Source organism: Psychrobacter sp. SWN149, assembly GCF_015864565.1.
Taxonomy (GTDB): Bacteria; Pseudomonadota; Gammaproteobacteria; order Pseudomonadales; family Moraxellaceae; genus Psychrobacter.
On record NZ_JADYWX010000008.1, the window covers coordinates 1 to 17,014 of the forward strand.

At 43.1% G+C, this 17,014-nt stretch carries 10 protein-coding genes; 5 read left to right on the forward strand and 5 right to left on the reverse strand.

Annotation, left to right across the window (positions count from 1 at the left end; genetic code table 11):
- From I6E86_RS12305 to I6E86_RS12325, 5 genes are all read left to right on the forward strand, one after another.
- A partial coding sequence (locus tag I6E86_RS12305) for a VCBS domain-containing protein (RefSeq protein ID WP_197177703.1) occupies positions 1-1,655 on the forward strand: 1,655 nt, incomplete at its 5' end.
- 186 nt (positions 1,656-1,841) lie between these two features.
- Positions 1,842-6,764, forward strand: coding sequence for a CapA family protein (locus I6E86_RS12310; protein WP_197177704.1), 4,923 nt, complete (start codon positions 1,842-1,844; stop codon positions 6,762-6,764).
- A gap of 365 nt (positions 6,765-7,129) precedes the next feature.
- Positions 7,130-8,674, forward strand: coding sequence for a TolC family protein (locus I6E86_RS12315; protein WP_197177705.1), 1,545 nt, complete (start codon positions 7,130-7,132; stop codon positions 8,672-8,674).
- A gap of 74 nt (positions 8,675-8,748) precedes the next feature.
- Complete coding sequence (locus I6E86_RS12320) at positions 8,749-11,076, forward strand: type I secretion system permease/ATPase (protein ID WP_197177706.1); 2,328 nt, start codon at positions 8,749-8,751, stop codon at positions 11,074-11,076.
- Between the two features lie 2 nt (positions 11,077-11,078).
- Positions 11,079-12,248 (forward strand): HlyD family efflux transporter periplasmic adaptor subunit, encoded by a 1,170-nt coding sequence (locus I6E86_RS12325; RefSeq protein ID WP_197177707.1) that lies wholly within the window; start codon positions 11,079-11,081, stop codon positions 12,246-12,248.
- Positions 12,249-12,388: 140 nt separating this feature from the next.
- Here I6E86_RS12325 and I6E86_RS12330 read toward each other — a convergent pair whose 3' ends face one another.
- The 5 genes from I6E86_RS12330 to I6E86_RS12350 form a co-directional block, all read right to left on the reverse strand.
- Positions 12,389-13,132: a hypothetical protein gene (locus I6E86_RS12330; protein WP_197177708.1), complete on the reverse strand. Its 744-nt coding sequence runs from the start codon at positions 13,130-13,132 to the stop codon at positions 12,389-12,391.
- A 115-nt stretch (positions 13,133-13,247) separates the two neighbouring features.
- A complete protein-coding gene (locus tag I6E86_RS12335; protein WP_197177709.1) occupies positions 13,248-14,222 on the reverse strand; it encodes an acyltransferase in 975 nt (324 codons plus the stop codon).
- Positions 14,223-14,567: 345 nt separating this feature from the next.
- A complete protein-coding gene (locus tag I6E86_RS12340) occupies positions 14,568-15,110 on the reverse strand; it encodes a peroxiredoxin-like family protein (protein ID WP_194364191.1) in 543 nt (180 codons plus the stop codon).
- A gap of 178 nt (positions 15,111-15,288) precedes the next feature.
- Complete coding sequence (gene yghU, locus I6E86_RS12345) at positions 15,289-16,164, reverse strand: glutathione-dependent disulfide-bond oxidoreductase (protein ID WP_197177710.1); 876 nt, start codon at positions 16,162-16,164, stop codon at positions 15,289-15,291.
- 85 nt (positions 16,165-16,249) lie between these two features.
- On the reverse strand, positions 16,250-16,903 hold the full coding sequence (locus tag I6E86_RS12350) for a DsbA family protein (protein ID WP_197177711.1): 654 nt from the start codon (positions 16,901-16,903) through the stop codon (positions 16,250-16,252).
- Between the last annotated feature and the right edge of the window lie 111 nt (positions 16,904-17,014).

Sequence of the window (17,014 nt, forward strand, 5' to 3'; positions counted from 1 at the left end):
CCGATGACGTTACCGCCATGGGTGAAGGGGATGAAACCTTAACAGCCACTGCCACGGATGCCGCTGGCAACTTACCAAGCGCCAGCAGCACGGTCGATATCGTGGTGGACACCATTGCACCTATCATTGCTCGAGATGATACTGATAATCTTGAGTTGGAATTGCGAGTAGAGACTACTGTACCAATAGATCAAGAGAACTTTACATTACTTGGAGCACTTGGTGGAAGTGATGGTACGGACAGCAATCTTGGCTTTAAAGTGGGTGAAAGCACCAACGGTACTGTGAATATTGAAGTTAAACAGACCGCTTTATTGCAAGTAGCTGATGCGATTAGTCTAGAGATCTACGATAACAATAATCAGCTTCTTTACATCGCTGCTAACGAGAATAATCCACTCTTAGGTAATGTTCTTGGCTTAGAGGTTTTAGGTTTGACAAATAATGCTGGCAGCTTGACAGCAACCATATCTGGTTTAGAGCCAGGTGACTATAAAATAGTAGTCCGTAAAGATGAAAGCCTATTAACAGAGCTAGTCAATGATCTTACGTTGGCAGAATTAGGACAAGAAGGTGTTCTATTAGGGCCTGACAATCAAGCAGCTGTTTTAAATGCAGTTGAAGATGCATTAGGGCCTTTAGGAGGGCTAACTTTTTCAGTTCTTAGACCTATCCTTACCCCATTGCTAGCTGCACCTGGAGGGTTAGGGATTGATGGTCTAATAACTACTCTGGGAGGTTTCCTGTCAGAGGCACAAATTGACGCAGTACTTGATGATTTAGTTGCTCCTTTGCTTAGTAATACCCTGACACTACTCAAAACGACCGATGTCACAGCCACATTGACTGAGTATAGTTTCGCTAACGATACTGTAGTGACAGGCAATGTTATTGACCCTGATCCTTCAGCAACTAATGAGTCAGGCGAAGATACTGTTAATCCAATTACCACACTTGATATGATAGCCAGCAGTAATAACTCAAACTCGGTACCAACTGCTACTGAACTAAACGGTGTTGACGCACTCTTTATCGATGGTGAATATGGTGTGCTCATTATTAATGAAAATGGTGATTATACCTATACAGCTAATGGTGATTATGAATCGTCAGGTCAGTCAGATACATTTACATATACTATTTCCGATGGTACCAATAGTGTTACGGCAGATTTAGTGATTGATCTCGGCTTCACAGTTGATATGGAAGGTGGTGATGATGTTGTTAATATTACAAATAATATTGTTCAATCATCTCTAGTTGAATTAGATGGGTTAGATGATAGTGCAAACACGATCAATCTCGACTCGGCTCTAAACGTCAGTATTATAGGTGGTGATGGAGTAGATACTATCAATCTAACTGGATCAGGCCAAACGCTAAGTCTATCTGATATCTTCCAAACGGAAGTGCTCGATATTAGCGGTACTGGCGCCAATACACTGTTAGTTCAAACAGCAGATATTGCCAATTCAGGGGTATCTAGTCCTATCTATGTCAAAGGTGATAGTGATGATACGGTCGATCTAGAAGGCGATAGTTGGTCTAATGTGGGACAGACTGCCTCAGAAGGTGAGACTTATAATGTGTGGCAAGCAGGTAGTGATATCTCTACACAGATCTATATTGATACTGATATCACCAATATTATCTAATGCCAACTAGTCTAATTTCAATTTTAAAACGCTTCCGAAATGGAGGCGTTTTTTACACGATATAACCAATTTTTTGAAATATAGTAAATGAGCTCCATAGCTGCCTAAGATAGTGGACAGATACAATTCGCTTAACTCTGCAACCAATAATTTTAAAAAATAGCAAATAATAAAGGATGATAAAAAATGGGCGAAAATATCAGTAAGGATGACTTGATTACTCACCTAAGAAATAATTTATCAGCTATTTATGAATATTGGGTACAAACACATATTACCCAAGTAAATAATGAAGATAGTGCTGGAGATTTCAAAGATACTGCCGTAGATACGCTGCCTTGCACTTTCATTTTGTCAGTCTCTGATGGCCATAAAAAAGCCAAAGTAGTAACCTTTGCTATTGATGAATTAATGAAATTAGAGGAAGCCGACAGCATTAGTAACTTCTCTAATTTTGAAAAGATATTACCTATAATAACGGCAAAGATTGATAAGTTATCAGAGAAGTTTGATGCTCCTATTTCTTGGTTAAGGCTTGAATGGCTTAATCAAGCATCACTAATCACTTGGTCGGATTTTCAGCAAAGTCTAAAGGGCTTTAAGCGTAATTATTATCGCTCAGGCATTGCATTTACAGGTGTACGTGAGCTGTGGTTATTACTAACTGAGATGGAGTTGAATGCCAATGCTTGCCTTTATATGGGTAATGCTGTTTCTCATGCAGGGGTCAATGCTAACAACTTGAACGTGTATCTGAAGGCGCGTCATGGCAGCAGCCAAATCCCCAACTTTCACGATGATCTACCTGTTGTTAGCTTTAATACCGCTGGTGTGTTTATAAATATAGAGACAGGTGAGTACCACACTCTCGAAACCAAATCTCGTCATAAGGGCCATCGTAAATTACGACCCTTGTCGGCAAGCAGGACCCAACCCATTATTGAGCAGGCCACGCATTACCTCGCAAAGCAGGTCACGCCATCAGGCAAATATGTATATGGCTATTTCCCTTGTTTTGACCGTACCATTGATACGTACAATAGCCTGCGCCATGCCAGTAGTACTTATGCATTGATAGAAGGCTATGAAGCCTGTCGTGGTTTTTATACCGCCCGTAACGATGATACGACAACTGCTTTGACTGATATGCGGAACAATATTGATAATGCGATGGGCTATTTGATTGATGAGCTTATTCAAATTTATGATGACAAAGCATATGTGATAGATACAGGCGGAGAGATTAAGCTAGGTGCCAATGCGGTTGCGATACTGGCACTGGTGAAGTATTTACAAGTATTTGAGGATACGCCTTTCGCAGGTAAATATCATGAGCTAGCAACCAAGTTAGCGTTAGGTATTATCGCGATGCAACAAGAGGACGGTAGCTTCGTCCATGTATTGCACAGTAAGGATTTATCACTCAAAGCCAAAAACCGCATCATCTATTATGATGGGGAGGCGGCATTTGCATTAATGCGTCTATATGGACTGACTAAAGATGAACGCTGGGTTAATTGCGTCACTCGCGCTTTTGATTATTTCATTGCTGCCAAGCATCGTCAAGCACATGACCATTGGTTGTCTTACTGTTCAAACGAGTTGATCATTTATAAGCCTGAAAAAAAGTATTTTCAGTTTGCAGTAGATAATATTAAAGGCTATACCGATTTTATCAAAAACCGTATCACTACTTTTCCGACCTTGCTTGAGCTGTCTATGGCGTTTCACAAAATGCTTTTGAAACTAGATGAGCATCCTGAATTTCAAGATGTATTAGCAGGTTTTGATGTTGAAGAGTTTTATAAAGCGCTACATGCGCGTGCCAATCATTTGATGAATGGTTTTTTCTTTCCAGAGATGGCGATGTTTTTTAAAGCGCCACAAACCATTTTGCATGGGTTTTTTATCCGTCATCACTCGTTCAGAGTACGAATTGATGATGTAGAGCATTATTTATCAGGGCTAGTGGCATATCAACAGCTGCTTGATAATAATACTTATCCCAATATTCTCTCGACCATAAATCGTGTCACTGAGCAACCACTTGTCCCAGTAATCGCAAAAGAGTCAAATAAATCTACGATAGCATGGGGTGGTGATGTAAATTTAGGGCGACGACAGCATTTTTTAACCAAGCGTTATGGTATAGACAGTGTATTGGATATAGCCGCCTTAAAAGAGTCAGATTTTACCATTGTGAACTTAGAGTGCGTGATTTCGGTACTGGGTAATCAAGGCAGAGCGAAAGGCAGGGGTGGTCATTACTATTATCGTGCGCGTCCCGAAATGGTCGAGATACTGCGTACTGCTGGCATAAATGCAGTGACTTGCGCAAACAATCATAGCGGTGACTACCGGGCAGTAGCACTGTTACAGCAGCAAGAGATATTAGCAGCAGCAGGCATTGACTCTATTGGTACTGGCAAAAATAAAGAAACCGCTTTCGCCCCTTTGTACCATCAGTTACCCAACGGCATTCGTGTGGCCCTCTTTTCGGTAGATGCCACCATTGCGTATTTTGCGGCGACTGAAGAGACTGCGGGTGCAGCGTATATTGATCCTAAAGATCATTCGCTATGGGCAGACACTTACACGCCTTTGTTTAAATTAGCCAAAGAGCAATCAGACTTGGTTTTGGTTGCGATCCATTGGGGTGCCAATCGAGTGGAACGACCTGATTTAGATGAAATAGAAATTGGGCATCGATTAATAGATGCAGGCGCCGATGCTGTATTAGGTGCATCCGCTCATCAGTTACAAGGAATAGAGGTTTATAAGTCTAAGCCGATTATACATGATGCGGGCGACCTACTGTTTGATGCTATGGTTTCTACACCTAAAGCTGGCGGTGTTTTTCAGCTAGAGATTGGCCTAAGCGGTATTGAGCGTATCAGGTTTTATCCGATACACGTGGGATACGGTCAAACGCAACCTGCAACGGGTGAACAAGCTGTGGCTATCAGTCGTGACTTTGCTTCTATGTGTGCGGCAATGGGTAGTCAGTCGTCATTGCATGAAGATGGTAGCTTGTCGCTGGTGATTGAGCCAAGCTTAAAAAAAGAAAGAAGCACCGCGTCTATCAACCCAAAAGCGAACATCCCTCCTTTGAAAAAGCCGCGTATCAATTATGCTCAGTGGTCAGCACAAGAGCGTAGCGCTTTAGTCTTTGATGACGTACCGGCAGATGCTCGCATTGAGCCGATTCATTTTGGTGCGTTGCAATTGGTAGGTGTAAGGGCCAGTCCAAGATTTTTTAACCGCCGCCGTATGTTATGGATAGAGAGTTTTTGGCGAACCAGTGAAGTATTATCAGAGGATATTCGAATACATTTTAGGGCAAAACCTACCTTTGCCACTGAAAAAATGCGTCCGTGGGGTGTTGGGTCTGATCACGATCCTTGTGATTGGCTCATCCCAACCTCACACTGGCGTACTGATAAGGTATATCGTGACTTTTATGGATTACGTCCACCTTTTATGGCCGCATGGGAGGATGGTGTTCTACAGTTAGAAGTGGGTATTGTAGACAATAAAAAGCAGCATGCCTTTGTGGCATTGCCATTTCATTTTGTATTGTCGGCTGATAAGGTCAAGTATTCTGATCAGCTGGCCAAGCACATGCATTACCGTCAAGCTTTTACTGATAAAGTCTATGACAATCATACCAACGGTACGTGGAATGCAGAACAACTGGCGTTAATTACGCATGGAAAATGGCTGGTTGCACCGCCTGCTGATTGGTATGTGGATTCTATCGTCGCTGGTTGGAGTCATGTAGGTCTGGCCTCCGGTAAAGTCATGTTTGTTGCTAACAATAATGACAACCGAGCCGCTCATGAAAACAGCATAAAAAAACCAAAACCATTTGATAGACATGATTTTCTGTTAAAGCTTCAAGACAGTTTGGCAGGTGCTATTGTTGATCATCCTGTAAAAAATTTGCATCCTGATTTTCCTATATTACAGATAGATGACCCAATAAAAGCTTGGATGGAAATAGGCATTGCTGCTCGTACTCGATTTGCCAAACCGATTGTAGCAGTCACAGGTACAGTGGGTAAGTCTAGTACTTGCCATATGATACGAACCATGATGGGTGACGACCAGCATGTGTTGACCTCATTAGCGAACTATAACTCTCGTGTGGGTGTGCTTGGCATGCTCGCAAGCTTATCACCAAATCATGATGCAGCTATCATAGAGGTGGCTCAAAGCGCCCTATGGATGAACCGAGGACCCGTCACGCGTTTCTTGCGTCCTAACGTGGCACTCATAACAGAAATTGGCATCTCACAAATTGAGATGGTCAAAACATTAGAGCGGGCAGTACGTTTTAAATGTATGGTGTTTGATGGTCTGGTGGGTGATGCTATTGCAGTCGTTGGGGCTCATTTACCGCACTTTGATCAGGTGCTAGGCTATGCCCGTAAGCACGCTAAAAGCGTCCTTATATATGGCGACCATGTAGATAGTGACATACGTATACAAAACATAGAAAGCACCTATTTTGGCAGTCAGGTGGCACTTGATACCAATCGCGGAAGCTATTCATTTTCTATACCAATGCCAACAGCAGGTATGGCAAAAAGTGCCATCGCAGCGTTTGCAGTGATGTATGCGCTAGGTGAAGACTTGGACAAGGCTTGTCAGAATATTGGTCAATACCAATCTATCGAAGGAAGGCTGTTAACACACGAGGTTGCAGTAACTGGCGGTAAGGTGAGTATTCTCGATGACAATTGGAATGCCCTGTACGAGTCTATGGTCAACGCGCTGTCATTGTTTGGTGCACAAAAAGATGCTAGTAAGCGCTTTATCTTTGTATTGGGACGCTTGGTTGATTTGGGTGAAAAAACCAAAGAGATGCACCAAAGCTTGTCAGTGCCTATACTAGAGAGTAAACCTGACCTTGTTATCACTCATGGTGAAGAAATGAAGTATCTACGCGAGGTACTACCTAAAGACATGCTAGGCGAACATTTTGACAACGTTGCTGATTTGGCTAATTATATAAAAAGTCTATGGCAACCGAATGACGTTATTTTGATCAAAGGCTCGCGCACCGGTAGTGATTTTGTGGGGTTATCTCCATTATTACAAGGCTGATATCAGAGAAGATTTTGTCAGATGCTATCGCTGGTACCTTTTATGTTAGCGCCTTGGATATTGATACCCTTGATATGGCGTATGATTTCATTATTACGATAATTCTAACAGTATCAGAGTCAATATTTTTTCTATCATTTATTGAGTATGGCTTTATCTTTTTTCGCAAAATTATTAAGTGAAAGAAGGTTTTAGTATATTTATATCAAAAATCCATCACGTTTATTTTATGATGAATAATATAGCGAACATCGTTTGATTGATTCTCTCGTTGCCTTATCAAGTCAAATTTAGTAAGGTTTGTTGCATAAACACTAAACATCTCGTTAAAAGCACCTTCACAAGGCCAACCACTGAAACTTCATATGAAAAAATTGTTAAATAAAAAGCAGCTATTTTGTAGCCTATCAGTGCGTCATCATATCGCGATTATGGTGGCTGGTATGTGCTTTACGATGACAGCGCAAGCGGCAGTACAAGATTTGCAGATCAACAGTCTGGTTGCTCAAGCGGTTCAAATGCACCCTTTAGTCGGATCGGCCAGAGCGAGCCAACAAGCGACCACCGAAGGAATCAATGCCGCCAAATTGAATCTTTTACCGACGCCAAGCGTGAGCTCAGGTTACGATAGAGACAATGACTTTGTCTCAGAGGTAACCATTCGTCAGCCATTATGGACAGGGGGGAAGCTCACCGCAGATGTCAATCAAGCCATATTTGATGACAAAGCTGCGGTAGAGTATGTTTATGAGCAACAAAACCTCGTGGCCAAAACGACGATTGAGGCTTGGCAAAGCTATATTCAAGCCGTCAACAAGCAACAAGTGCATATCGATAATTTAAAAGAGCTTGATGATTTTGAGGCCATGATGCAGCGCCGCGTGGGTCAAGGCGTATCGGCTCGTATCGAGTTGGATCTGGTGACCAATCGCATCTTACAAGAGCAAACGTCTTATCAGGCGGCAGTCGAGCAGCAACGAATTGCCGCTGCTAGGCTTGAGCAAATCATCGGTCAACCATTGTCCCAATTGAGCTCAACAAGTGTGCCAAACATCAAAGTATTGGTGAGTGAGGCCAAGAGACAGGCCGTTGATTTTGAGAAAATGGCGTTTGATCGGGTGGGGTTTTATAACCCTACTGTCGTAAAAGAGCACTTTCAAATCGAATCTGCTAAACAAGGTGTCGAATCGCAGCAAGCGTCTCGATACCCGACCGTCTATGCTCAGTATGAACATGCTTACTATCACGAAAATAAAGAAAACGATGGTCAGTTTTCATTGGGGCTAAGCTATGCACCAGGGGCAGGATTTTCTAATTTTGCGCTCGCCCGTGCCTCACAAGCAGAAGTCAATAGCTTGATACAATCTCAAGAAGCAGCTCGCCGTAATGTCATAGAGGAAATTCAAGTACAGTACCAGCAATTTGTGAGCGCCAAGGATCGAGAGACATCGCTGGTGGCTGCGGTTGCAGGGGCACAGATTGTGGTAAATTCCTATCGCAGACAGTTCATTGCAGGACGTAAGTCATGGCTTGAGGTACTCAATGCGGTGCGTGAGCATAATGATTATCAAGTGCAACTGGTACAGACTCGTGCGGAGATACTCGGTGCTTTTTATCGGTTACAAGTAGATTTTGGTCTGATGCCGTGGCAACAGTTCTCTCATAATCGTAAGCCTGTAACCTTATTTAGCCCGACAGCCTCTGTCAAAGAATGGTTGCAGAAGCAAGACAAGCGCGCGGCTGCGGCTAGTGAAAACTTTGGTTATGGTAAAAACACAGCAGAAGAGTATGTTGAGATTAACTTACCTGAGACGGCAGAGCAAAGTTTGAATAATGGCGAATACCTCATGTTAAATGATGACTATAGTATTACACCGATAACCGACCAAGGCGATATGGCAAACAACTAAATAAAAACGTCATATCAGATCGTCTACAGTATCTTGGATACGCAATTATCTCAAATATCAAATAAGTGATTCATATGAGTGCACCTTTACAAACGACATCCTCTCAATCTGTGAGTCATCATGACGCATTGCCACAGTCAAGTGAGCCGAATTTTACCGAGACGCTGACAGATGCTATTAAACATTTGCTTGGGCAGCAAGGTTATCCTGTCGATAACATACGGCTTCATGATGTTGTTAAGCGCCATAGTGAGCTATCGGATAGACAAGGACAAAGCATTCATGAGTTGGGCGGTGTCATTGCAGTACTCAAAGGTATTGGTATCACAGACACGCCTGAAATATTAGAGCAGCCTGATGCCGCGTTTCTGCCTTTATTGGCTTATCGCTCAGATATCGGTTGGGGCGTGATCGACAGCCAAACCCCGCAAAAAATCTGGAATTTTAGACAAGCAGATAAGCAAGTGCATACGCGTGTCGATGAGCTGTCATTGGTATTACGTATTCGTCTACAAGACGACCATGTTAAGCAGCGAAAAGCCTCATTCTCTGATTTGCTCAAGTCTGATTTAGGCAACTATAAAGGCATCCTTGTCGAAGCAGTTATTGCAACATTTTTGATCAATATGCTCGCGCTGGCTGTGTCGCTATTCTCGATGCAGGTTTATGACCGTGTGATACCGACACGTAGCGAATACACACTTATTATTTTGGCAAGTGGCGTGTTCTTGGTCATTATATTCGAAGCGTTCATGAAATTCTCACGCTCACGCATCATGGATAAAGTGGTCGTCGGGCTCGATCAGTATCTGTCTCGAGAAGTGTTTCAACGTCTACTTAAAGTCCGTATCGATCAGATGCCAGGGTCAGTGGGTTCAATGGCAGCGCAGCTCCGCGGTTATGAGCAAGTACGCAGCTTTTTTACGGCCAGTACATTGTTCGGATTGGTCGATTTGCCCATGACCATTATTTTTATCAGTTTGATCGCTTTTATCGGCTCTCCTTTAGTTGCAGTCGTACCGGTGATTGCTGCGGTCATCGCTATCACGATGGGATTGATCGCACGCAAACGTATTGATGCGATTGCAGCAGAAGGTGCCAAGGCTTCTTATTACAAAACAGGCTTGCTCGTCGAGGCTGTGGAAGGGGTTGAAACCATAAAAGCAGGCGCGGGTAGTTGGAAGTTTCTGTCGCGCTGGCTCAATGTGATGGATGTCACGATCAAAAATGATCTGGACATGAAGCATGCCAACGACAATCTGACGTATTTTACGCAGATGCTACAGCAAACCAGTTATGTCGGTATTGTGATCGTCGGGTCGTTTGTCGTGATGCAAGGCGATATGACCATGGGTGGATTGATTGCCTGCTCGATACTCGGTGGTAGGGTGCTCGCACCAGTGATGGCCATACCAGGTCTGTTGGTACAATATGCACATGCTAAGGCGGCCAAATCAAATATCGAGAGTTTATTTGCCTTAGAGCAAGACAATCAAGGCGTTGCCTACCCATTGTCGCCCACACATATTAAAGGTGCCTATCAGTGTGATGGCATGACATTCAACTACCAAGGCAATGATCGACCAGCCATCAATGTGCCAAAATTAGTGATCAAACCAGGGGAGCGTATAGCGATACTTGGGCCGATTGGCTCAGGCAAGTCTACCTTACTCAAAGTGCTGGCAGGTCTGTATGCGCCTACAGAAGGTCGAGTGTTATTGGATGGGTTGGATATTCATCAAATCAGCCGTGATACGCTGAGCGAACGTTTGGGATATTTGCAGCAAGACCATCGATTGTTTCAAGGAACCCTGCGTGAGAACCTATTGATTGGTATGGCTGCACCCGACGATGATATCCTACAAGATACGTTGAATAGAACGGGGCTGATTAACTTGGTGTCTAGCCACTCAAGCGGTCTTGATTTACCAATCAGTGAAGGTGGTAAAGGTCTATCAGGTGGACAAAAGCAATTGGTGGCATTCACCCGATTACTATTGACCAAACCTGATGTATTCTTGTTAGATGAGCCCACCGCTTCTATGGATAATCGCCAAGAGCAGCGCTGCCTACAAGTGCTGCGTCAGGAGTTGACGAAGGGACAGACATTCATCGTGTCTACCCACAAAACCGCATTACTAGATTTGGTTGACCGTCTTATTATCATGGACAATCAGCGTATTATCATCGATGGTCCAAAACAGGCGGTACTCGATGAACTCCGAAAAAATGATCAATTAAAAAATAAGACGACCATACAGCAAAAAGACAAAATCGTTGATAAGACCAAACAACCGTCAAAAGAGGGTGCTGATGACTCAACGCCTATTAGATCTAGAGTGCAAAGCATCAGTGTAAAACCCATCAGTGCTAAAAAACCAACAGACGATCAAGGGAAGTAGGCATGTCAGAGTATAAGTACACACCCACCAAGCCCAAAGTTGATCGTTCAAGATTGAGTATCTGGATCGCTTTGATTGGTATCATTGCTTTGATTGTTTGGGCATCGTTTGCCAAAATCGATCAAGTCACCCGCGCACAAGCAACCGTCATTGCCAGCGCTCGCACGCAAGAGATTCAAGCATCAGAGGGCGGCGTATTGACTAAGCTTGCGGTCTCAGAAGGCCAAGAGGTCAAAGCGGGGCAGCTACTGGTCGTCTTAGAAGAAGAACGTGCCAAAGCTGCTGTTGATAATTCAGCGTCTAAAACAGCGGCGTTGACCGCGAAATTGGCGAGATTAAATGCTGAAATTTTTGAAAAGCCATTGGTGTTTCCTAAAGGGGTACAGCAATATCCTGAATATGTACAAAACCAAAGAGCGCTCTACAATCGACGCCGTCAGGCCATCAATGAAGAGGTGTCTTCTCTTGAAAAAATGCTAGTGCTCGCTCGACAAGAGCTGAGCATGAATGAGCCATTACTCAAGTATGGCGATGTCAGTCAGGCTGATGTCATCAAGCTGAGCCGCCAAGTGGCTGATATCGAAGCGCAGATTAATAACAAGCGCAACAAGTACTTTGAAGAAGCACAGGCTGAGATGACCAAAGCTCAGGAGGAACTAGATACTGAGCTTGAACAATTACGAGACCGCGCGCAAGTGCTAGAAGAAAAGCGTTTGATGTCGCCCACAGATGGGAAAATTAAGAATATCAATGTCACTACTATCGGCGGTGTGGTCAAGCCAGGTGAGGTCATTATGCAGATTTTACCGACCAGTAGTGATTTGGTTATCGATGCCAAGGTCAGCCCTGCTGACATTGCTTATGTTAGAGAAGGGCAAGATGCGACGGTCAAGCTTGATGCCTACGACTATTCTATTTTTGGGGCGATGAGGGGCACGGTCAACTATATCAGTCCAGACACACTGATGGAGCAAACGCCAAAAGGAGAAGAGCCTTACTATCGCGTGCTGATCGTAATTAATGGTGCTGAGTTTAAAGGTCGCGGTGATGAAATCATCATCAAGCCTGGTATGACGGCATCAGTGGATATCAAAGCGATGGAACGGACTGTGTTGTCTTACCTGACTAAGCCGATTACTAAGACCTTATCAGAGGGTCTGGGTGAGCGATAGTACAAGGATAAGTGCTTAATTGCTGACTCTACAAAGGCTGATAGCATAACAAAACCCCAGTCAATGACTGGGGTTTTGTGTTATATAGGCTAGCATCGTATATAAACTGAATGATAGTCCTATATTTGAAACTGAGAATTTCATTCAGAACTTTCTATCGAGTTTTGACCACTTTGAATGATTGTCTCATCTCGTAATGCTTGCCTGTTATCAATTTTTTGCTGATTGCGCTTTTTGACTTCATTGATGGCTGAGCTTAATTGATTGTTGATTTCCTCTACTTCAGATTTTGCGGATAAATAGTCTTTATCTAGTTTGACATTACTTTGGCGTGTGGGAACATCGATATCCAACAGTCCTGCATTATTTCTGAACGTCTCTAAGGTTTCAGTAGAATTTGTCACTAACGATTGAGTGTTTTCGTTCAATTGGTTTTCTAGAAGCTTGTTATTTTGACGTGCATTTTTTTGAGTAGGGACATCATTTTCTTGAGCAGTTTTTTTAGCAGTAGACCCTAGTTTTTGAGCGTTATCTTCAATACTGCTTGGCGTGTTAGCAGACGTTTCTTTGCTACTGCTCGTCAGTTCGGTACGGCTGGATGTGTCAGTACCTGTACGATCAGCAGCATCAACATCACTATCACCACTGTCAGAGTCTGTACTGTCAGATGCTGTCGTACTTTCGAGCGTTGTGGTGTAGATTTTGTCTGTAACAGACGAGTCTTGACTGTTAATAGCCAAAGGTTCGTCTTTATTTATACTGCTGCTAGCAACGTCTAACGAGTCTGTCTTATTCATGTTCATATAAAAAATGAAAAAAACAGCTACATGTACCAATACAGCCAGACATAATGCCCAAAACCATTTTTCACGGAACTTTATCATTGTATGGCGTCACCTTGTTTAAGCTAGGGCTTGTCATTATTTAACCCACAGAGAGACAGACAAGCAGCATATTATAAGGTTATCAAACAATAAAGTAGATGGCCATCAGTATCTGCTAGGCGCTTTTGGCTGCATCCTTAGTCTCATCTGTGGTTTCAAATTCGGCAAGCATGTCCGTGATAAGTTGATCCTTTTGCTGCCATATCTGTTCGACCCATTCAAACATCTGCGCTTTTATGCTCTCGTCTGCTTCATAGCCACCTTCTTTTATAGCCGTAAATAGCGCTGGAGGTATCTCGATATGTCGCACATCGACGCCCAGACGTTTGATGTTGCCTTTCCACAGGTCACTATAAGTAGGCACGCCATCAGGATAGACAATCGTCATATCCAAAATACCATCAATTTCTTCGCCCAATGCACTGATAGCAAGTGACAATCCGCCCGCACGTGGCTTGAGTAAGTGGGTATAAGGTGAGTTCTGTTGTTTACTTTTAGAAGGAGTGAAGCGTGTGCCCTCTAAATAATTCAATAGCGTGAATGGTTTGTCTTTTAGCAATGCACAGGCACGTTTTGCCTCTTCGATATCCTTGCCTTTTAATGCAGGATTTTTGGCAACAGCTTCTTTAGAATGTCTGCGCATCATTGGAAAATCAAGAAAGTAAAAAGCTTGACCAATGACTGGAATATAGATGAGCTCAAACTTGGTAAAAAACCGCGTCAATGGCAAACGTTTTTCGCTGATATATTGCACGATGCTGGTATCGACCCATGACTGATGGTTACTCATCAGTAAATACTTACCATTTATATGCACGTCATCAGGCAAACTGATGCGCCAGTCTTTTTTTGGCAATACGTTATCGATCAGCGCATTATTGCTATTGATCCAATAATTGGTCACATCGATGACTGCTTTATCCGCAATGGCAGCACCAGTGATGGCTTTGGTTGTACCCATCACCCAGATAGGCAGTCCAGCCAGCATGCTGTTAAAGGTGATAACGCTGGTGGCAGTGGTAAGCGAGGCAGCTTTGCCCAACATAGGCGCACGTTCATGTAGTTTTTGAACGATCGATTTCAATCGCATATTAAATCCTTTTTGCTCATACTTCTGATGAGGTGTTGAGAATATCACGGTATGATTTTAGCAGAAATAAATCTCAGTGTACGACTGTTGACAACAAATAATACACAACAGATTATCTTAGATAATAGATATCTTATAGTCCATCTAGAATAAAATAGATAGGTTGTCCAATGATAAGCCCTAGATAAGAAAAGAATAGCGAAAAAACAGGCAAAAATAAGGGCGTACTGAGAATTCTCCTCAATACGCCCTTATCGTTTTTTACTTACTTATTTGTGCATTAGCCAAACAGTCAAAGATAACAAGGTGCTATGTCTGACCATTTAGCTATCAAGCTAATAGTACTTATTGATGCATACCGCGAATTGGGTAGTTGTTTTCTGGCTTTCTAACAAAAACCAAGCCGTTTGCCAATGCTTCAAGATCAGGTCTTGCAAAAGGCGCATTTGAGATATCAACGATTTGAATTTTACCATCACCATTGATAACAAAGACAGCAGGCTCTGCAAATGGATGATCTGTCTCTTTTTCTGAACGTGGATCAGAGACATATAGACCTAGCGTGTTCATTTGCTCGACAGTGAGACCATAAGCAATAGGGAAGCTGATGTCTAAATCATTCAAATGGCCTTCTAGTTGCTCTTTGCTGTCACCAGAGACGGCAATCACGTCAACACCGTTGTCATAAAATGAAGGCAGGACAGTCTCTAACGTATTCAGATATTTGGTGCAAATTGGGCAATGTTTGCCGCGATAGACCACGACCAGTTTCCAATCATGACCATTTTTAGGCTGACCTAACTGAGTCATTTCTCCGTTCAGCACTTGCACTTCCATTTCGGGGAAAGTAGCGCCAGCTTGAATTTTTTGTGCATAATCGTTTGACATAATATTATCCTTTTTAGTGGCGTTTTTATCATTTTTACATCCATACCTTAACAGTCATAAATGTAAAAGTATTGAATGTTTACAGTAGTCCAAAGTAGTCATGGAAAACGTTAACATTGGTTATAAAACCACCTAATAAATCTATTTAAACTAGGTGGCTATTGCTTGATATAAAATATTATTTATCTGTTTGAGTGTCTATCTTGTCTTGGGTTTTTAACTCAAAGTCTGACGCATCGTGACGTTCATGTAACTGCTCGGATGGTTCGCCCCACGTACGATTTACTTTGCGGCCGCGCTGTACAGCAGGACGTTCAAGAATCTCGGTTGCCCAGCGGCGCACGTTTTTATAGCTTTCAACTTGCAAGAATTCGGCTGCATTATATGCCTCACCTAGTATCAGATTGCCATACCAAGGCCAAGTGGCGATATCAGCAATCGTATACTCATCTCCGCCCAAATAGCGGTTCTCTGCCAACTCTCGATCCAATACGTCTAATTGGCGTTTGACTTCCATCGTGAATCGATTGATAGGGTACTCAAACTTTTCTGGCGCATAAAAGTAAAAGTGTCCGAAACCGCCACCTAGATAAGGCGCAGACCCTTGCAGCCAAAACAGCCAATTCATTACTTCGGTACGGGCGGCGGCATCTTTGGGCAGCATTTTTCCGAATTTTTCGGCCAAATAAAACAAGATGGCGCCACTCTCAAATACACGGCTACCGGTATCAGTATCGAACAAGGCAGGTATTTTTGAGTTTGGATTGACATCCACAAATCCTGATGAGAACTGATCTCCCTCACCAATTTGGATAAGGTGCGCATCATATTCAGCTTCTGTGACGCCTAACGCTAGCAACTCTTCCGCCATGATGGTCACTTTTTGACCATTAGGTGTCCCTATTGAATAGATCTGCAAAGGATGTTTGCCACGAGGCAAAGCTGCCTCATGCGTTGGGCCAGCGATAGGGCGATTGACACTGGCCCATTTACCGCCGCTTTCTGCATCCCACGTCCAAATGCTGGGCGGCTCGTAATGAGTAGAATTTGACATAGTTATGATACCTTTTTAAGTGATAGGTGCAGCGTGAGACAATTGCTAATAGGTGGTTTTAGCTTTGGCTTTTTGAATGCCAACGCTAGTCGGGCATGTCTGCCAATTGCTTTAGAATATTTTTATAATTTTCGACCCCTTGGGCACCGCTTACCAAATGACGACCATTAAAGATAACGGATGGTACGCTTTGAATGCCTTGCTGCTTGGAGTGTTGTACCGACTGACGTATGTCTTCAGCAAAGCGCTGATCTTCGATAACAGCGAGCGCTTCAGTACGATCGAGTCCAATACTGGCGGCAACATCGGCAAGCACAGTGCTGTCACCCACATTATGATTATCAACGAAATGTGCGATGAACAATGCTTGTTTTAGGTCATGCATGCGCCCTTGTTGATCTGCCCAATGTAGCAACTGATGGGTGTTGAATGTATTGTAGGTATGAAAGTCATCGGTAAATTGGAAGTTGAAACCGACTTCTGCACCTGCTGCTGTCATTCTATCTCGGTTCTCTTGAACGTCTTCAGCAGTGTTGCCGTACTTTTCCATGATGTGCTCACGATAGTTGCGTCCTTTAGCTGGCGTGTTAGGATTTAGCTCAAAAGGATGCCAGTGTATCTCAAAAGGCGTATTGGTTTGCTTTAATGCTTCATCCAATTGGCTATAACCGATCGCACACCAAGGGCATACAACGTCTGACACAATATCTATTTGTAATGGTTTTTCTGAATGCTGCATATGATCCCTCATTAGCGATAGGTTAAAACGAAAAAACTGCTGCCCGAAGATGTTTCGAACAACAGTATGAAAACATCAAATAAACTATATTACCGTAAATTGAGCTATCGT